This window comes from Streptomyces sp. NPDC034085 (genome assembly GCF_055575555.1).
This window is the reverse complement of record NZ_JBVISL010000003.1, coordinates 674,226-691,331: the sequence shown is the minus strand read 5'-3', so window position 1 is coordinate 691,331 and position 17,106 is coordinate 674,226. Positions and strand designations below refer to the sequence as shown.

General features: G+C 73.7%; 17 protein-coding genes and 1 tRNA gene. 13 read left to right on the top strand and 5 right to left on the bottom strand.

Translation table 11 applies throughout. The features are described 5' to 3' along the window. Positions 1 to 13: 13 nt before the first annotated feature. On the bottom strand, positions 14 to 1,651 hold the full coding sequence (locus ACZ501_RS13470) for an AMP-binding protein (protein WP_468794991.1): 1,638 nt from the start codon (positions 1,649 to 1,651) through the stop codon (positions 14 to 16). Positions 1,652 to 1,772: 121 nt separating this feature from the next. Between ACZ501_RS13470 and ACZ501_RS13465 the strand changes: the two genes are divergently transcribed. From ACZ501_RS13465 to ACZ501_RS13450, 4 genes are all read left to right on the top strand, one after another. Beyond that, the gene (locus ACZ501_RS13465; RefSeq protein ID WP_468794988.1) at positions 1,773 to 2,399 is read left to right on the top strand and encodes an alpha-ketoglutarate-dependent dioxygenase AlkB; all 627 of its coding nucleotides are present in this window, start codon (positions 1,773 to 1,775) and stop codon (positions 2,397 to 2,399) included. A 4-nt stretch (positions 2,400 to 2,403) separates the two neighbouring features. Beyond that, complete coding sequence (locus tag ACZ501_RS13460) at positions 2,404 to 3,384, top strand: SLAC1 family transporter (RefSeq protein ID WP_362456072.1); 981 nt, start codon at positions 2,404 to 2,406, stop codon at positions 3,382 to 3,384. A 61-nt stretch (positions 3,385 to 3,445) separates the two neighbouring features. Further along, positions 3,446 to 4,654 (top strand): RNA ligase, encoded by a 1,209-nt coding sequence (locus ACZ501_RS13455; RefSeq protein WP_468794985.1) that lies wholly within the window; start codon positions 3,446 to 3,448, stop codon positions 4,652 to 4,654. Between the two features lie 2 nt (positions 4,655 to 4,656). Next, positions 4,657 to 5,589 carry a phosphatase domain-containing protein gene (locus ACZ501_RS13450; protein ID WP_361609775.1) on the top strand — a complete coding sequence of 311 codons (933 nt, stop codon included), beginning with the start codon at positions 4,657 to 4,659 and terminating at the stop codon, positions 5,587 to 5,589. A 71-nt stretch (positions 5,590 to 5,660) separates the two neighbouring features. On the opposite strand, the gene ACZ501_RS13445 is transcribed toward ACZ501_RS13450, so the two are convergent. Next, a complete protein-coding gene (locus ACZ501_RS13445) occupies positions 5,661 to 6,215 on the bottom strand; it encodes a hypothetical protein (protein WP_468794982.1) in 555 nt (184 codons plus the stop codon). A 475-nt stretch (positions 6,216 to 6,690) separates the two neighbouring features. On the opposite strand from ACZ501_RS13445, the gene ACZ501_RS13440 reads away from it, so the two are divergent. From ACZ501_RS13440 to ACZ501_RS13425, 4 genes are all read left to right on the top strand, one after another. Further along, the gene (locus ACZ501_RS13440; RefSeq protein WP_468794979.1) at positions 6,691 to 7,605 is read left to right on the top strand and encodes a nitroreductase/quinone reductase family protein; all 915 of its coding nucleotides are present in this window, start codon (positions 6,691 to 6,693) and stop codon (positions 7,603 to 7,605) included. A gap of 124 nt (positions 7,606 to 7,729) precedes the next feature. Then, entirely contained in the window at positions 7,730 to 8,239 is a 510-nt protein-coding gene (locus ACZ501_RS13435; protein ID WP_468794976.1) for an LAETG motif-containing sortase-dependent surface protein, read from the top strand. Positions 8,240 to 8,247: 8 nt separating this feature from the next. Continuing rightward, entirely contained in the window at positions 8,248 to 8,916 is a 669-nt protein-coding gene (locus ACZ501_RS13430; protein ID WP_361611900.1) for an RNA polymerase sigma factor, read from the top strand. Then, complete coding sequence (locus tag ACZ501_RS13425) at positions 8,913 to 9,464, top strand: hypothetical protein (protein WP_468794973.1); 552 nt, start codon at positions 8,913 to 8,915, stop codon at positions 9,462 to 9,464. Before ACZ501_RS13430 ends, ACZ501_RS13425 begins: the two co-directional genes overlap by 4 nt. Position 9,465: 1 nt before the next feature. Here ACZ501_RS13425 and ACZ501_RS13420 read toward each other — a convergent pair whose 3' ends face one another. Further along, complete coding sequence (locus ACZ501_RS13420; protein ID WP_361610021.1) at positions 9,466 to 9,918, bottom strand: MarR family winged helix-turn-helix transcriptional regulator; 453 nt, start codon at positions 9,916 to 9,918, stop codon at positions 9,466 to 9,468. A 204-nt stretch (positions 9,919 to 10,122) separates the two neighbouring features. On the opposite strand from ACZ501_RS13420, the gene ACZ501_RS13415 reads away from it, so the two are divergent. The 3 genes from ACZ501_RS13415 (at position 10,123) to ACZ501_RS13405 (ending at position 13,529) form a co-directional block, all read left to right on the top strand. Continuing rightward, complete coding sequence (locus ACZ501_RS13415; RefSeq protein WP_468794970.1) at positions 10,123 to 11,337, top strand: MFS transporter; 1,215 nt, start codon at positions 10,123 to 10,125, stop codon at positions 11,335 to 11,337. Between the two features lie 26 nt (positions 11,338 to 11,363). Then, entirely contained in the window at positions 11,364 to 11,819 is a 456-nt protein-coding gene (locus tag ACZ501_RS13410; protein ID WP_468794967.1) for a GlcG/HbpS family heme-binding protein, read from the top strand. A 75-nt stretch (positions 11,820 to 11,894) separates the two neighbouring features. Beyond that, positions 11,895 to 13,529: a beta-N-acetylhexosaminidase gene (locus ACZ501_RS13405; RefSeq protein ID WP_468794964.1), complete on the top strand. Its 1,635-nt coding sequence runs from the start codon at positions 11,895 to 11,897 to the stop codon at positions 13,527 to 13,529. A 102-nt stretch (positions 13,530 to 13,631) separates the two neighbouring features. Here the strand turns inward: ACZ501_RS13405 and ACZ501_RS13400 are convergent, their stop codons facing one another. Both ACZ501_RS13400 and ACZ501_RS13395 read right to left on the bottom strand, forming a co-directional pair. Beyond that, a complete protein-coding gene (locus ACZ501_RS13400) occupies positions 13,632 to 14,456 on the bottom strand; it encodes an endonuclease I family protein (RefSeq protein ID WP_362456091.1) in 825 nt (274 codons plus the stop codon). A 213-nt stretch (positions 14,457 to 14,669) separates the two neighbouring features. Next, positions 14,670 to 15,482, bottom strand: coding sequence for a glutamate ABC transporter substrate-binding protein (locus ACZ501_RS13395; protein ID WP_361610017.1), 813 nt, complete (start codon positions 15,480 to 15,482; stop codon positions 14,670 to 14,672). Between the two features lie 232 nt (positions 15,483 to 15,714). Here ACZ501_RS13395 and ACZ501_RS13390 point away from each other — a divergent pair, with 232 nt between their 5' ends. Then, on the top strand, positions 15,715 to 16,827 hold the full coding sequence (locus ACZ501_RS13390) for a hypothetical protein (protein ID WP_468795510.1): 1,113 nt from the start codon (positions 15,715 to 15,717) through the stop codon (positions 16,825 to 16,827). Between the two features lie 93 nt (positions 16,828 to 16,920). Beyond that, positions 16,921 to 16,993, top strand: a tRNA-Arg gene (locus ACZ501_RS13385). The last annotated feature ends 113 nt before the right edge of the window (positions 16,994 to 17,106 follow it).

Genomic DNA, 17,106 nt, shown 5'->3' with positions numbered 1-17,106 from the left:
AACCAAATGTGCCCTACATCTGCTCCAGCAGCCGGGTGGCAGCCTCGCGCATCTCGACCTTGCGGATCTTGCCGGTGACCGTCATGGGGAACTCGTCCACCACGTGGACGTAGCGCGGGATCTTGAAGTGGGCCAGGCGCCCGGCGCAGTACGCGCGGACCGCCTCGGCCGTCAGCGGCTCGGCGCCCTCGCGCATCCGCACCCAGGCCATCAGCTCCTCCCCGTACTTGGCGTCCGGGACGCCGATGACCTGCACGTCCAGGACGTCCGGGTGACCGTGCAGGAACTCCTCGATCTCGCGCGGGTAGAGGTTCTCGCCGCCCCGGATCACCATGTCCTTGATCCGGCCCGTGATGCTCAGGTAGCCGTCCGCGTCCATGACGGCCAGATCGCCGGTGTGCATCCAGCCCTGCGGGTCCACGGCCTCGGCCGTCTTCTCCGGCTCGCCCCAGTAGCCGAGCATCACCGAGTAGCCGCGGGTGCACAGCTCGCCCGGGGTGCCGCGGGGGACGGTGCGGCCGCTCTCCGGGTCGATCACCTTGACCTCCAGGTGCGGGCCGACCCGGCCCACGGTGGAGACCCGGCGCTCCACGGAGTCGCCCTCCCGGGTCTGCGTGGACACCGGCGAGGTCTCCGTCATGCCGTAGCAGATGGAGACCCCGGCCATCCCCATCCGCTCGATCACCTCGTTCATCACCTCCACCGGGCAGGGCGAGCCCGCCATGATCCCGGTCCGCAGGCTCGACAGGTCGTACCCGTCGAAGCCGGGGTCGGCCAGCTCGGCGATGAACATGGTCGGCACCCCGTACAGGGACGTGCACGCCTCGGCCTCCACCGCCGCCAGCGTGGCCGCCGCGTCGAAGGCCGGCGCCGGGATCACCATCGCCGCCCCGTGGGTGGTGCAGGCGAGGGCGCCCATGACCATGCCGAAGCAGTGGTAGAAGGGCACCGGGACGCACACCCGGTCCCGCTCGGTGTAGCCGCACAGCTCGCCCACGAAGAAGCCGTTGTTGAGGATGTTGCGGTGCGAGAGGGTCGCCCCCTTGGGGAAGCCCGTGGTCCCCGAGGTGTACTGGATGTTGATCGGGTCGTCCGGGCCGAGGCCCGCCCGCGCCCGTGCCAGGTCCGCGGGGTCGCCCTGGGCGCCGCGCTCCAGCAGGGCGTCCCACAGCGGGCCGCCGAGCAGGACGGTGTGCTCCAGCCCGGCGCAGCGCGGCCGGACATCCTCGATCATCGCCGCGTAGTCGGAGGTCCGGAAGCTCTCCGCCGCGACCAGCAGCCGGATCCCGGACTGGTTGAGCACGTACTCCAGCTCGTGCGAGCGGTACGCCGGGTTGACGGTGACCAGGATCGCCCCGATCTTCGCGGTGGCGTACTGCACCAGGGTCCACTCGGCGCGGTTGGGGGCCCAGATGCCCACCCGGTCGCCCCGGGCGATTCCGAGGTCCAGCAGCCCCAGGGCCAGGGTGTCGACGTCGGCGGCCAGCTCCGCGTACGTCCACCGGCGCCCGGCGGCCACGTCGACGAGTGCGTCCCGGCCGGGGAAGCGGCGCACGGTGCGGTCGAGGTTGTCCCCGATCGTCTCGTCCAGCAGCGGGACCCCGGAGCTTCCTGACGCAACGCTGGGCGCGACGGACACGCGTACCTCCACGATTCGACGGCCCGGCGGGGCCGGTGTGCGGCCATGATCCTCTCCCGCAGGCCGCCGGGCCACCCCTGGGAGCCCCCCATTCGATCGAGCAGGTGTTCGAGTCGAGGAGTAGGCTGGTCCCATGCACGCACTCCAGGGCTCCCTCTTCGACCAGACGGACGAGATCCGGCTCGGCCCGCTCTCCCCGGTGCGCAGGACCGTGCTCGGAGCCGGCGCGTGGGTCGACCACCTGCCCGGCTGGCTCACCGGCGCCGACGCCCTGTTCGAGCACCTCGCCGTCGAGGTGCCCTGGCGCGCGGAGCGGCGGCAGATGTACGACCGCCAGGTGGAGGTCCCCCGGCTGCTGGCGCACTACCGCGAGGGCGAGGAGCTCCCGCACCCCGTGCTCACCGAGGCCCGCACCGCGCTCGACCGGTACTATGCCGCCGAACTCGGCGAACCCTTCGCCACCGCCGGGCTCTGCCTCTACCGCGACGGCCGCGACAGCGTCGCCTGGCACGGCGACCGCACCGGCCGCTCCGCCACCGAGGACACCATGGTCGCGATCCTGTCCGTCGGCGACCCCCGCGACCTCGTACTGCGCCCGCGCGACGGCGGCCCCACCCTGCTGCGGCTGCCGCTGGGCCACGGCGACCTGGTGGTGATGGGCGGCTCCTGCCAGCGCACCATGGAACACGCCGTCCCCAAAACGGCGCGGGCCGTCGGCCCCCGGATCAGCATCCAGTTCCGCACCCGCGGCGTAATGTGAGGCCATGCACAGCGGGAGCGGACTCCGGGCCTGGTTCCGCACGCTCCCGCCCGCCGCGGGCGGCGCGGTCATGGCCGCCGGCATCCTGTCCGTCGGCCTGGAACTGACCGGCCGCACCCGGCTCTCGCTCGCCGCACTGGCCTTCGCGGGCGCGCTGTGGCTCGTCCTGGCCGCCTGCTTCACCGCCCGGCTCATCGGCGACCGGGGCCGCTTCCGGGCCGAAGCCGACACCCCGGCCGCCCTCACCGCCGTCGCCGCCACCACCGTGCTCGGCGCCCGGCTCTCCCAACTCGGCCGCCAGCGCACGGCCGCCGCCCTGCTGGCGCTGGCCGCCCTGCTGTGGCCCGGCCTCCTTGCCGCCGTCGTACGGCACTGGCGGCGCCGCATGCCCGGCGCCGCCTTCCTCGTCTGCGTCGCCACCCAGGGCCTCGCCGTCCTCGCGGCCGCCCTCTCCGCCGCCTGGAGCCTGGCGTGGCTCGCCCAAGCCGCCCTGGCCTGCTGCTGCCTGGGCCTGCTGCTGTACGTCCTCGCCCTGGCCCGCTTCGACTTCCACGAGGTCGTCCGCGGCGCGGGCGACCACTGGATCGCGGGCGGGGCCCTGTCGATCACGGCCCTCGCCGGTGCGAAACTCACCGCCTCCCCCCTGTGGACCGGCCCCGCGCACGCGGCCCTGCGCACCGCCACCCTGGCGGCCCTCTGCATCTCCCTGGCCTGGTACGCCGTCCTCCTCGCCGCCGAACTCCGCAGCCCGCGCCCGCGCTACGACATCCGCCGCTGGTCCACCGTCTTCCCCCTCGGCATGACCGCCACCGCCTGCCTCACCGCCGCCCCCGCCACCGGCACCCCGTGGCTGCACCCCCTCGGCGAGGTCCTCCTCTGGATCGCGGCCGCCGCCTGGGTCCTCACCCTCCTCGCCTTCCTCCTCACCACCGCCCGCGGCCGCCGCCCCGCCCCCTCGGCCGCTTCGGCCGGTGACCAGTACTAATTGATTACCGGGCCGTCCCTCCCGCACGCGAGAATGAGCCATCTCGATCCGGGAGGAACCCATGAGCCAGGACCACCTGACTCTGCACGGCCTGCTGCCCGCGCAGGAGCTGGCGGACGCCATCGACGCCGGGCACGTCACCCGCAAGCGGCACCCCCGACTGCCGCTGTCCATCTACACCTACACGCGCACGGCCCAGTACGAACAGGTCTGGAACCGGGTCACCACGCGCTGCCGCGGCCTCGTCGCCGACGACGAGACCGGAGCGGTCGTCGCGCTGCCCCTGCCGAAGTTCTTCAACGTCGGCGAGCACCTGTCCGGCCGGCCGTACGCGCCCGCCCTGCCCGACGAGGCGTTCGAGGTGTACGACAAGGTCGACGGCAGCCTCGCCGTGGTCTTCCACTACGCGGACCACTGGCGGGTCGCCTCCAAGGGCTCCTTCACCAGCGCCCAGGCCACCTGGGCGCAGCGCCGGCTCGACACCCGCGACACCTCGGCCCTCGTGCCCGGCGTGACCTACCTCGCGGAGATCCTCTACCCGCAGAACCGGATCGTGGTCGACTACGGCGACCGCCGGGACCTCGTCCTGCTCGCCGCCTTCGGCCGGGACGGCACCGAGGTGCCGCTCGCCGAGGCCTCCGGCCACTGGGAGGGCATCGGCTCCGTCGTCACGGTGTGGCCCGCCATGCCGCTCGCCGAACTCCTCGAACTCGCCGCGTCCAACACCCTGCCCGGCGGCGGTTCCGCCGCCGGCACCGACGCCGAGGGCTTCGTCCTGCGCTTCGCCTCGGGCGTGCGCGCGAAGGCCAAGCTCGCGGAGTACGTCCGCCTCCACAAGCTGCTGACCGGCGTCACCGAACGGGACGTCTGGCGCGCCCACGGCATACAGCGCTTCGCGGGGCTGCCCGCCAAGCAGCTCGCCCAGGGCCTCAACTGCACGGTCGCCGACGTCGAGGAGTCCGGCGGCAAGCCGCTCGACGCGCTCCTGGAACAGGTCCCCGACGAGTTCGACGCCTGGGTGCGGGAGGTGATCGCCCGGCTGGAGGAGGCCGCCGCCCGGCGCGAACGGGCCGTCGACGAGGCCTTCGGGGCGCTCGCACACCTGGCCGGCGACCGGGGAGCCTTCGCGCGTGCCGCCCAGGAGATCCGCGACGGCCGCCTCCGCGCGGCCGTGTTCATGCGGCTCGACGGCCGCTCGACCGAGCTCGCCGGCTGGCGGGCCGTACGGCCGGAGACGGCCGACCCCTACACCACCGACGAGGAGAACTGAACGTGTCCGAAGAGCCCGAACTCCCCGTGGTCCACGTCATGACGGGGTTGCCGGCCTCGGGCAAGACGACCGCCGCGCGCGCCCTCCAGGCCGAGGCCGCAGGCCGCATGCGCCGGGTCAACCTCGACGACCTGCGGGCCATGCTGGACGTGCCCGACCCCGAGCGGGGCCGCTCGTTCCGGCACGAGCAGACCGTGCTCGCCGTCCAGGACGCGGCGGTCCGCGCGGCCGTCGAGGACGGCTTCGACGTGGTCGTCGACAACACCCACCTGACCTCCCACATCCCCAAGCGGCTCAAGGCCGCGGTCGCCGGCCGCGCCTCCTTCGTCGTGCACGACTTCACCGACGTGCCCCTGGAGGAGTGCCTGCGCCGCGACGCCGCGCGGGAGCGGCCGGTGGGCGAGGAGGTCATCCGGATCCTGGCCGACAAGCACGCCAAGGCGCGCAAGGGCGGCTGGCGGCTCACCGCCGCGTGGCTGAACGACCAGCCGCCGGTCCGCCCCTACGTCGCGGACCCGGCACTTCCGCCCGCCGTCCTGTGCGACATCGACGGCACGCTCGCCCTCACCGGGGACCGCGGCCCGTACGACTTCTCGCGCTGCGAACTCGACCTGTTGAACGAGCCGGTGCGCTACGCGCTGGACGCCTTCCGGCGCGCCGACGGGGACGCGATCGTGCTGCTGTCGGGGCGCAGCGAGGAGCACCGGCCGCAGACGGAGTCGTGGCTGCGGCGCCACCAGGTGCCCTACGACGAGCTGTGGATGCGGGCGGCCGGCGACACCCGCCGCGACGACGTGGTCAAGGCCGAGCTCTTCGACGCGCACGTGCGCGACCGCTACGCGGTCCGGATGTCGCTCGACGACCGGGACCGGGTGGTCGCGGTGTGGCGCCGCATGGGCCTGCCGACCTGGCAGGTCAACTACGGGGACTTCTGACACGGCTCCGGGCGTACGGAGGCCGGGGCGCGAGGCCCCGTCCCGTACGCCCGGGGGAGTGGCCCCGGGGGTCAGCGGCACCACTTCACCGGGGTGACGTCCTTGACGTAGCGGGCGGAGACCCAGGCGTGCCGGTGCCCGTACGCCTTGGCCGTGCGGTCGTCGTCGTCCGCGCCGTCCACGGGCTTCCTGTCGTTCTTGTGCTCCAGCAGGTACCAGAGGGCGTTGCCGTCGACCCGCTCGCCGCGCTTCTTGCACACGAGCGACAGCTTCTGGTGCGGGTGGACCCTGCCGAGGGCCTTGGCGCGCGTCGTCGGCTTGCTGCGGATCGTCAGCGGCCCCTGGGAGACGACCCTGCCGAGGGCGTACTTCGGCTTGGGGTACACCACGGGCTCGTCGCGGCCCGGGCGGCCCTGCTCGTCGTCCTCGTCGCCGCGGGAGTCGTCGTACTCGGACCCGTCGTCGTACTCGGAGTACTCGTCGTGCACGGACTCCTCGTTGCGCACGTCGTGGACCCCGGGCCCGTCCACCGGACCGTCGTCCGCGGCGGCGACGCCCGCGCCGAACAGGCCGAGCACCATACTGCCGGCGGCAAGAGCGAGGATGGTCCTGGTGGGCTTCAGCATGAGCCGCTCCTCCACGAAGGCTTCCGCCCGGCCGCAGGGCGCGGCAGGGGGCGGCAGCCCGGGGGCCGCCACCGACGACTATGGCCAGGCGGCGAGGGGAGTCCCGGCCGACGCTCCGCCCATTAGCCCGATATGCGCAATATCGGCCAGGGTTCGCGCGATCACCGGCGTTGACAGCACCGCCCCGGCCCGCGTCTAATGATCAACGGTGTCGCGTGACTCCGGCCACAGAGCAGTGGGCCGGCCGGTGATCGGGCGAACACCCTTCACCCAGGGATCCGCCATGAGTCCGTACTCCGCGACCCGCAGTTGACGTAGAGCAGCCGCACGTCCGGCTCCCGTCACTGCCCCTTGCGCTCCCCCTTCCTCCCTCCTTCCTTTCTTCCTTCGGCATGCCCCACCCGGCGACTCCCGCTGTCCAGCGGCCCGTCCGGGGCGCGGCGGCATGCCCACGCTCCCCGGAGAGACAACACCCGTGCCCACACCCGCACACGACTTCAACCAGTCCGTCATCGACGAGTTCCGCGCCCGCCAGGGCAAGGTCGGCGGCCCCTTCGAGGGCGGGGACCTGCTCCTGCTCACCACCACCGGCGCGAAGTCGGGAGCCCCGCACACCACCCCCCTCGGCTACGTCCGCCACGCCGGCGAACTGCTCGTCGTCGGCTCCAACCTCGGTGCCCCCCAGCACCCCGCCTGGTACCACAACCTGCTCGCCCGCCCCCAGGTCGAGGTGGAACTGGGCGCCGACACCTTCGAGGCCCTCGCCGTACCCGCCGAAGGGGAGCAGCGCGTCGAGCTCTTCGGGGAGATCGTGCGCGCTGTCCCCGGCTACGCCGACTACCAGTCCGGTACCGCCCGCGCCCTCCCCGTCGTCCGCCTGCTGCTCGCCGAACCGGACGGTTGGCGGCCCCCCGGCGAGGTCCGCACCCTCGCCGGGAAACTCCTCGAGGTCCACACCTGGCTGCGGGCCCAACTGCGCCACGTCAGTGCCGAGACGGAGGCCCACTTCACCGCCCGCGCCGCACACACCGGCCCGGGCGCCCCGCCCGCGCCGGGGCTCGGGCTGCAGATCCGCCAGCGCTGCCTGGCCTTCTGCCAGACCCTGGAGTTCCACCACACCAGCGAGGACGCGCACCTCTTCCCCGGGATCGCCGCCCACCACCCCCACCTGGCCGGCACCTTCGAGCGGCTGCGCGAGGAGCACCGCACCGTCGCCCGAATCCAGGGCGAACTGGTGTCCCTCCTGGGCGAGGTCGCCATCGCCGAACCCGAGCGCTTCCGCGCCGAGCTGGCGAGGATGACGGCGGAGCTCACGGCCCATCTCGAACACGAGGAGGAGACCCTGCTGCCGCTCCTGGAGGAGGTCCCCTGGCCGCCGCCGCGGCCCTGACCGTCCGGCGGACGCGGCGCGCGGAAAATTTTCCGCGATCGGCGGCAACCGATCGGGCACTCGCGCGTCGTGCGGGGGTGAAGGGCGAAGTTCCGCGCCCCCGACCCGACCGTGGAGAACCACCGTGAAGAACCTGAAGCGCGCTCCCCTGTCCGCCCGCCGGGCGGCCGTCGTCGCTGCCGCCGCCGGGGCGGTCGTCGCCCTCGGCGGGCCGGCCGTCGCGGCGCAGGGGGGCCCTGCCTCACCGACGCCCGCACCCGCCGTGCCGACCGGCAGCGCGGCACCGAGCGCCGGCCCCACCCTGCCGGCCGGCACGAAGCCGAGCGCCGTCCCGACGCAGCCGGCCGGCGCGAAGCCGACCGCCGTCCCCACGCTGCCGGCGGGCAGCAGCCGGCCGAGCTCCGCCCCCGCTCCGTCCACCAGCGGCGAGCCGAGCGTCTCCCCCGCGGTTCCGGCCGGCACCGGGCAGCCGTCCGCCGTGCCCTCCACCCCGGCGGCCGGTTCCGGCGAGGGCGCCGAGCTGGCGCATACTGGCTCCTCGGCGACCACCCTCGCCCTCGGCGGCGGAGCGGCCGGGCTCCTCGCCGCCGGCGGCGGAACCCTGTACGCCCTGCGGCGCCGCGCCGGCAACTGAGGACACCCGTGCTCCACCTCGTACCGACCGTCAGCCCCCTCACGCCCGGACCCACCCGGGCGTGGCGGGGCTTGTGGTGGTGGCTCTCGCGCCGTGAACGCTCCGCCCCGCCGGCCGGCCCGGGCGCGCCCGCGTACGCGTACGGCCCGGCGTACGGCGCGGACGGCCACGGCGCGGACGAGCCGCCGCCCCCGCCGACCGTCAGCGCGCTCTACCACGCCCACCGGCTGGGCATGGTCCGCCTCGCGGTGCTCCTCGTCGACGACCTGGGCACCGCCGAGGACGTGGTGCAGGACGCCTTCACCGCCCTCTACCGCCGCTACGGGGAGCGGATCACGGAGGTGGACAACGCGCTGGGCTACCTGCGCACCGCCGTCGTGAACACCTCGCGCTCGGTACTGCGCCGCCGGCGCACCGCCCGCGCGTGGATCCCGCCGGTCACCGCCGACGTCCCCTCCGCCGAGGCGTCGGTGGTGCTGGGCGAGGCGCACCGCGAGGTGCTGGCGGCGCTCGGCAAGCTGACCCCGCGCCGCCGCCAGGTGCTGGTGCTGCGGTACTGGGCCGACATGAGCGAGGCGGAGATCGCCGAGACCCTGGGCATCAGCCGGGGCGCGGTGAAGTCGAACGCCAGCCGCGCCCTGGACGCGCTGGAGAGGATTCTGGAGGGACGGGTATGACCGGCCACACGGGCACTACGTCCGACGGCGAACGCCCCGTCGAGCACCGGCTGCGCCAGGCCCTGGAGGCCCGGGCCGAGGAGGTCACGGTCCGCTCGCTCCGCCCCGCCGATCCGCCCGGCCCCCACCTGCGCCGCCTCCCGGCGCGCGGGCTGTGGCTGCGGCGCGGGGCGTGGACCTTCGCGGGCCTGTCCGGGCTGGCCGCGGCCGCCCTGGCCGGGTACCTCGTGCTCGGCGGGCCCGGTCAGCGGCCGTTCCGCCCGGTGCCGCCCGCCGCGCCGCCCGAGCTCAGCCCGACCGCGCCGACCGCGCCGCCGCGGCCGAGCGTCTCGCCGGCGCCGGAGCCGTCGTTCCCGCGGACGCCGGCGACCGCCCCGGCCGGCACCGGGCAGGGGACGCCCACGGCGGCACCCTCCGCGAGCCCGTCGGGACCGCCCCGGTCCGCGCCGTCGACCTCGCAGGCGCCTCCCGCCGGCTCGGCCACCCCGGTGCCGGGGGGCGCCGGGCTCCCGGAGAGCTCGCCCACCCCCTCGCGGCCGAGGGGCTGACCTACCGGCGGGTGTTCTCCACCGCCGCCACCAGCGGGGCCAGCTCCGGGTCGAGCGCGGCCTGGTCCAGGGCCTCGCGCAGGGCGGCGGCGTTCGTCGGGCGGGCCTGGGCCAAGAGGGCCAGGCCCGCCTCGCTGACGTCGGTGTAGATGCCCCGGCGGTCGGTGTCACAGATGTAGCGGTTCAGCAGCCCGCGGTCCTCCAGCCTGCTGACCAGCCGGGTGGTCGCGCTCTGGCTGAGCACCACCGAGTCCGCGACCTGGTGCATCCGCAGGTGTCCGCCGGGCCCGCCGTGCTGGCGGCTGAGCACGTCCAGCAGCGAGTACTCGCGCACGCTCAGCCCGTGCCCCGCCTGGAGGGCCCGCTCGATGTGCGCCTCGATCCGGCCGTGGAGGAGCGAGAGGGCGCACCAGCCCTGGGCGAGGCCGGTCAGTGCGCTGTCCGTGGCCGTCATGGGCTCCTCCGTCGTCGCCGCGCGCGGATGCCGGGGCCCTTCCCCGTGTTCCGCCGTCCCGCCCAGGATAGGCCACGGACGCAATAGCCCGCGCTTGCAAATATCCCGCGTCTGCAATTAATGTGGACGAGCGTAGACGGCGAACGCAATGACGCCCTCGCAACCCCCACCTTCGTTTCCCCCACCCTGAAGGGCAGCACCTCCATGCCTCTCGCGCTCCTCGCACTCGCCATCGGAGCCTTCGGGATCGGCACCACCGAGTTCGTGATCATGGGTCTCCTCCCGGAGGTCGCGGCCGGCTACGGCGTCTCGATCCCGACTGCCGGCCTCCTGGTCACCGGCTACGCCCTCGGCGTGGTCCTCGGCGCCCCGGTGATGACCGTCCTCGGCACCCGCGTCCCCCGCAAACGCATGCTGATGCTGCTCATGGGCCTCTTCGTCGCGGGCAACGTGCTCTCCGCACTCGCCCCCGCCTTCGGCGTGATGCTGGCCGGCCGCGTCGTCGCCTCCCTCGCCCACGGCGCCTTCTTCGGCATCGGCTCGGTGGTCGCGGCCGGACTCGTGGCGCCCGAGAAGAAGGCCGGCGCCATCGCCATGATGTTCACCGGCCTGACCGTGGCCAACGTGGTCGGCGTACCGCTCGGCACCCTCGTCGGCCAGCACCTCGGCTGGCGCGTCACCTTCCTGATCGTCGCCGCCCTCGGCGTGCTCGGCCTGCTCGGCATCGCCCGGCTGGTCCCCGACCTGCCCCGCCCCGAAGGCGTACGGATCCGCCACGAGCTGGCCGCGTTCCGCAACGTCCAGGTGCTGCTCGCCATGGCGATGACCGTCCTCGGCTTCGGCGGGGTCTTCGCCGCCATCACCTACATCACCCCGATGCTGACGAACGTCGCCGGCTTCGCCGCCCCCTCCGTGACCTGGCTGCTCGTCCTCTTCGGGCTCGGCATGGTCGCCGGCAACCTCGTCGGGGGCCGCTACGCGGACCGGGCGCTGATGCCGATGCTGTACGTCTCCCTGGGCGCGCTGGCCGTCGTCCTGGCCCTCTTCACCCTCACCGCCCACGACAAGGCGGGCGCCGCCGTCACCGTCTTCCTGATCGGCGCCCTCGGCTTCGCGACCGTCCCTCCGCTGCAAAAGCGCGTCCTCGACCAGGCCGCCGGAGCCCCCACGCTGGCCTCCGCCGTCAACATCGGCGCCTTCAACCTCGGCAACGCCCTCGCCGCCTGGCTCGGTGGGCTCGTCATCTCCGCAGGCCTCGGCTGGACCGCCCCGAACTGGGTCGGCGCCGCCCTCGCCGCCTCCGCCCTGCTCCTCGCCCTCGTCTCCGGAGCACTGGAGCGCCGTACGGGGACCCGCGCCGCCTCCGGCCGGGTCGTCGCGGCCGGAGCCCCCACCGCCCCCGCGCCCGTCCACCACTGACCCCGCCCACCGCACAGGAGCCCCGCATGTCCCGCACCACCACCGTCCGCCGCGCCGCCGTCGTCCCGCTGACCACCGAGGACGCCGAGCTGCTCGTCACCGCCGCCCGTGGCGCCGCTGAGGCGGCCGGCGTCGCCGTCGCCGTCACCGTCCTGGACGCGGGCGGCCACCCGCTGGCCTTCCGGCGCGACGACGGGGCCGTCCTGATCTCCGGCGAGACCAGCACCCGCAAGGCGTTCACCGCCCTCCAGCTGAACGCCCCCACCGCCGGCCTCACCGAGGCGGTCCTGCCCGGCGGGCCCTTCCACACCCTGCCGACCGCCCTCGACCGGCCGCTGCTGTTCATCGCGGGCGGGCTCCCCGTCCACCGCGACGGCCGGCTCGTCGGTGCCGTCGGCATCGGCGGCGGCGCCCCCGAGCAGGACCACCGGTTCGGGGAGGCCGCCCTGGCGGCCCTGGAGCGCGCGGACTCCCGGATCTGAGGCACCGGCCCGGGCCGCCGGCTCGCGCATCCGTGTCCCCCGTGCCAGTTTGGGTACGGGGGACACGGGTGAACGATGACGCACACGACCGGGAAGCTCCGCAGAGGTCGGGCCATCGCGACGGCAGCGGCCGCCACGCTGGTCGCCTTCGCCGTACCCGCCTGCTCCGCCGGCGCCGACGGCACGCGCACCGCCCCCAGCGCCTCCCCGGCCCCGGTCCCGCCCACCGCCGGCGCCGCCGAGACGCCGCCCGGGCCGCCCGCGTCCGCGTACGCCCCCTCCACCGCCCCGCGCACCGTGCCCTCCGTACGCGAGCACGTGCCCGCCCGGGGCCCCGGCTGGAAGCCCGCCCCCGGCGCCCGCGTCGTCGTGGCACCCGCCGACAGCGCGGCCCTCGCCGACGAGGGCAGGCTGCTCGCCGGAGAACTGCGCCTCGGGTACGCCGAGTCGCAGCAGCCCCGGGCCGGCGACGTCCAGCTGGCCCTCGGCGCGAAGGGCTCCGGCCCGGCGGAGTCGTACACCCTCACCGTCCAGGGCGGCCGCGTCAGCATCACCGGCCCCGACGAGGCGGGCGTCTTCTACGGCACGCGCACCCTCAAACAGGAGATACGCGGGGCCGGTTCGGCCCCCGAGGGCACGGTGAAGGACGCCCCGGCCAAAGCCCAGCGCGGACTGAACCTCGACATCGCCCGCAAGAACTTCACCCCGGACTGGATAGAGGGCCGCCTGCGGGAGATGGCCGACCTCAAACTCAACCAGCTCGGCCTGCACTTCTCCGACGACCAGGCCTTCCGGATCCAGTCCGACACCCACCCCGAGATCGTCTCCACCCCGCACCTGACCAAGGCCGAGGTGCGCCGGATCAACGCCCTCGCCGCCCGGCTGCACATCGCGGTCGTCCCCGAGATCGACTCGCCCGGACACCTCGGCGCCGTGCTCCGGGCCCACCCGGAGCTGCAACTGCGCGACGCGGCGGGCCGGGCCGTCAAGGGCGCCGTGGACATAGCCGACCCGGCCTCGGCCAGGCTCGTGGACGAACTGCTGCGCGAGTACCTGCCGCTGTTCCCGGCCGGGGCCTGGCACCTGGGCGCCGACGAGTACCAGGCGCTGGTGGTCAAGGACCCCCAGGCCTCCTTCCCCGGGCTCGCGAGGGCCGCCCGGGCCCGCTACGGGCCGAGCGCCCGGGTGCAGGACCTGGCGACGGGCTGGCTGAACGACCGGGCGGCCGTGGTACGGCCGTCGGGCAAGGCCCTCAAGGCGTGGAACGACGGGTTCTTCCGGGACGGCACCGCCCGGGCCGCCCAGGACATCCAGGCCGAGTACTGGATGGGCAAGGAGATCGGCGCCCGGCCGCCGCTGGAGTACCTGGCCGCCGGCCGCAAGGTGGTCAACCTCAACGACGAGTACCTGTACTACGTGCTCGGCGAGCCCAACCAGTTCACGTACCCGACCGGCAAGCGGATCTACGAGCAGTGGACCCCGCTCGTCCTGCGCGGCACCACCGCCGTCCCGGCCCGCTACGACGCGCAGGTCCTCGGGGCGCGCCTCGCCGTCTGGTGCGACCTGGCCGGCGCCCAGACCCAGGACCAGGTGGCGGCGGGCATCCGGCTGCCGCTGGCCGCCCTCTCCCAGAAGCTCTGGGACCCGCGGCCGCCCCAGGCGTCCTGGACCGACTTCCAGTCCCTGGCCGGCCGGCTCGGCACCCCCTGACCCTGCCGGAGCCGGCTCCGCGGGAGCCGGCTCCGCCGCCACCTGAACGCGGACGGGGTCGTCGACAGCCTCGAGAGGTCCGCGTCACGTGACCGAGGGCGCCTACCAGATGGCGTTGACCCACTCCGGGTGGTCGACGAACGGGTTGCGGTTGTGCTGGTAGGTGTCGTAGATGACCTGGTTGCGGCGCTGCTCGAAGGCGTCCGGCGGGTCCATCTGGTTCCACTGCTTCAGCAGGCTGATCCTGCCGAAGAGCGGGGCGGTGCCGTTGTTGACCCGGTCGTTCATCTCCAGGTCGGCGAAGCCGTCCCCGCCGTCGTAGCGCACCGCCATGTACAGCAGCATCCGCGCGACGTCGCCCTTGACGGCGTTCCGGGGCTCGAAGGAGTCGGCGTCGGTGAAGCTGCCAGGGGCCTCGGCCACCGGGCTGCCGCCCATGTCGAAGTCCTTGTTGCCGCGGGTGCTGTTGACGGTGACGTCCTCGGGCCGCAGGTGGTGCAGGTCGGTGCCCGGGCCGGTGGCGGTGCCGAAGTCGCCGTGGCTCTTGGCCCAGACGTGTTCGCGGTTCCAGTCGTCGACGTCGCCGCCGTTGGTGGACTTGGACTGGGAGCGGCCCGAGTAGACCAGGATGACGTTGTTCGGGTTCGCCGGGTCCTGGTCGGTGACCTTCAGCGCGTTCCACACGCCGTCGTAGCTGACCTTGGACTGGGTCTTGATGATCTCGTGCAGCGCGCTCTTCAGCGCGGCGCCGGTCTTGCCCGTCGCTGCCGCGTAGTAGTCGTCGACCGTGACCGGGTAGGCCTGGGGAGCGGCCTGCGCGGTGTCGGCGGTGGTGCGGTGCTGGCCGGCGGTGGCGCTGGCCGGTATGAGGAACAGGGCGGCCGCGGCGAGCCCGGCGGCCCAGGGGGCGGTACGGGAGATTCTCATGACGTGGGGGATACCTCTCCACAAACACCGTCCCCGCCATGGCAGTTGGCGGGGTGTCTGGTGGCAGAGCGAGGATCCTATTGTCATGTGCCTTACAAGTAAAAACCACATGTCGGCGGCATGGACGTCGGGTTCGTCCGCCGTCGGGCGCGGCCGCGCCGGAGGGCCGGAGGCCTGGGCGGGGGCCGGACGGGGCCCGCCGCCCAGGGGTCCTCAGTTGCCGGTCGTGACCTGGGGCGCCGGCTCGTACTTGTAGTTGGCCGGGCCGAAGTTCTTCTTCACGGCCGCTTCCCAGGAGCCGTCCGAGACCATCTTGGTCAGCGCCAGGTTGATCTTGCGCTGGAGGTCGTTGTCGCCCTTCTTCAGGCCGATGCCGTAGTTCTCGTTGCTGAGGTTCAGCCCCATCAGCTTGAACTTGCCCGTGTTGCCCTTGCGCGCCCCGTACCCGGCGAGGATGGAGTTGTCGGTGGTCATCGCGTCGGCGGTGTTGTCCTGGAGGGCGACGAGGCACTCGGAGTAGCCGCCGAGCTCCAGGACGCTCGTCTTCGGCGCGAGGTTCTTGCGGATGTTCTCGGCGGAGGTCGAGCCGCTCACCGTGCACAGCCGCTTGTTGTTCAGGTCCTCCGGCTTGTTGATCGTGTTGTCGTCGGCCCGGATCATCACGTCCTGGTGGGCGACGAAGTAGGGTCCGGCGAACTCGACCTTCTCCCGCCGCTTGTCGTTGATCGTGTAGCTGGCGGCGACGAACTTGACCTCGTTGTACTGGATCAGCAGTTCCCGGTCCGAGCTGTAGACCTGCTTGAACTCGATCTCGTCGGCCTTGTAGCCGAGTTCCTTCGCGATGTACGTGGCCACGTCGACGTCGAAACCGGTGAAGGTGCCGTCGCTCTCGCGCATACCGATGCCGGGCTGGTCGAACTTGATGCCGATGGAGATGGGCTCCTTCGGGGCGTCACCACCACAGCCGGAGGCGGTGGCGGCGAGGGCGATCACTGTGGCGACCGCACCGGCCTTGGGAACCTTCATGCTGAACTCTTTCCTCGGGAACGCGGAATCCCGGGGGACATCGCGGGAACGGGGGGACGTGCGGAACCGCGGGGGCGCGAAGGCACGTGTATGAGGAAGCTAGGAAGGTGGCGGCCGCACCGTCACTACATCTGAGGAAAACTTGAGCATAACGATCCGGTTCAGCCGCGGATATTGCGGCGGTTCCGGTCCGTGGCCGGAGAAGGGGCTGTCCGGGGTGGCGAACGAGGCGATGGGCGCGGCGAGGATCGAAGGCAATACGCTCCTGCTGGGCGAAGGGGTGCGAATCAGGTTCATCCGGACATTGCGTCTGCCTGAATCGGGTACGCACGCACTGCCGCCGGGGATGGGGGAGTTCCCGCTGCGGCGGGTGGAGGACTATCCGGACACCGTGCCGCAGGAGTGGCGCGCCAAGGGCGGCGTCATGCTGCCGGTGTACCTGCGCGAGGCGATGTGGCTCAGCTTCGGCGGGTCGCGGGAGCCCGCCGCGCTCCAGGTCGGCGTCGGCAAGGTGTGCGCCGTCTCGGGCCGCAGGTGGACCGGCCGGCTGGAGCGCAAGCCGCAGAACTACGTGGTGCTGCCCCGGCAGCCCTGGCTCGACGGCATCAACTCCGGCGACGGGACGGTGCGCCAGTTCGTCGCCGTACCGCTGGGCCTCGGGGCGACGGTCGAGGGCCAGGTCACCGGCGAGGAGGTCACGGGCGGGGTGCAGCTCCAGGCCTTCCCGCTCGGCCCGAAGGCCCTGGCCGCCTGGCGCGAGGAACAGGAGCGCGCACGCCGGGCCGCCGCCCGGCCCCTCGGCGGCGGCACCGAGCAGCCGGTACCGCCCGGGTCCTACGGGTACGGCGCGCAGCCGGCGCCGCCCGGTTCTCCCGCCTACGGAGCGGCCCCCGCGATGCCGATGGCGGCCGCTCCGGGCGCCGCGCCCGCGGCCCCGGGCGCGCTCCGGCCCGCTGCCCCGGCCATGGGGCTCGGGGTGGGCGGCGCGATGCGCCAGGAGGTCTACCGCGACGACCGCAAGCGGTCGGCCTGGGCGGACGAGCCGGCCGCGCGGGTCTTCGTCCACCTGGTGACCCCGCCCGAGTGGCGTCGCATCACGGGTGAGGACGCCCCGCCCTCTCCCGTGGACCGGGCCGCCTACACCCGCGCCGGACTGCCCTGGTACGACTACTACGACGAGACCGGCACCGACCTCCCGGCGGCCGGACCCCTCGGCCAGGTCAAGCCCGTCGGCGACTGGCTCGGCGACGACCACGAGCCCTGGACGCCCCAGGCGCCCGGTCAGGTGCTGCCGCTCGGCAACGCTCCGCGCCCGGGGGAACCGGTCCAGGACGGGGACTGGTAGCCGGGAGCCCGCGCCTCACGACCGGGCACGCACCCGGAATCGGTCAAACTGGTGATCGATTCCGGGCCGCGGGGCCGCTATGATCGCCGCGGCAAGGCCGTAGCGCAGAGGTCGTCGCGCCCAAGCATCGAGCTGGAGGACGTCGGTTCGAATCCGACCGGTCTTGCCTCCTTCCGTCATGCCGGAGGGGCGGCGCGGCGGCGCGAGCACGTGCGCCGCGATGCCGCACCTCCGCGAACTCGCAGGGTCGCCGGGCGCCGGCGAAGGAACCGGTGGAAT

Excerpts from the sequence above, each read along its gene's own strand:
- ACZ501_RS13465 (WP_468794988.1), top strand. The coding sequence starts at position 1,773 with ATGCACGCACTCCAGGGCTCCCTCTTCGACCAGACGGACGAGATCCGG.
- ACZ501_RS13460 (WP_362456072.1), top strand. The coding sequence starts at position 2,404 with ATGCACAGCGGGAGCGGACTCCGGGCCTGGTTCCGCACGCTCCCGCCC.
- ACZ501_RS13455 (WP_468794985.1), top strand. The coding sequence starts at position 3,446 with ATGAGCCAGGACCACCTGACTCTGCACGGCCTGCTGCCCGCGCAGGAG.
- ACZ501_RS13445 (WP_468794982.1), bottom strand. The coding sequence starts at position 6,215 with ATGCTGAAGCCCACCAGGACCATCCTCGCTCTTGCCGCCGGCAGTATG.
- ACZ501_RS13425 (WP_468794973.1), top strand. The coding sequence starts at position 8,913 with ATGACCGGCCACACGGGCACTACGTCCGACGGCGAACGCCCCGTCGAG.
- ACZ501_RS13420 (WP_361610021.1), bottom strand. The coding sequence starts at position 9,918 with ATGACGGCCACGGACAGCGCACTGACCGGCCTCGCCCAGGGCTGGTGC.
- ACZ501_RS13415 (WP_468794970.1), top strand. The coding sequence starts at position 10,123 with ATGCCTCTCGCGCTCCTCGCACTCGCCATCGGAGCCTTCGGGATCGGC.
- ACZ501_RS13410 (WP_468794967.1), top strand. The coding sequence starts at position 11,364 with ATGTCCCGCACCACCACCGTCCGCCGCGCCGCCGTCGTCCCGCTGACC.
- ACZ501_RS13405 (WP_468794964.1), top strand. The coding sequence starts at position 11,895 with ATGACGCACACGACCGGGAAGCTCCGCAGAGGTCGGGCCATCGCGACG.
- ACZ501_RS13400 (WP_362456091.1), bottom strand. The coding sequence starts at position 14,456 with ATGAGAATCTCCCGTACCGCCCCCTGGGCCGCCGGGCTCGCCGCGGCC.
- ACZ501_RS13395 (WP_361610017.1), bottom strand. The coding sequence starts at position 15,482 with ATGAAGGTTCCCAAGGCCGGTGCGGTCGCCACAGTGATCGCCCTCGCC.
- ACZ501_RS13390 (WP_468795510.1), top strand. The coding sequence starts at position 15,715 with ATGGGCGCGGCGAGGATCGAAGGCAATACGCTCCTGCTGGGCGAAGGG.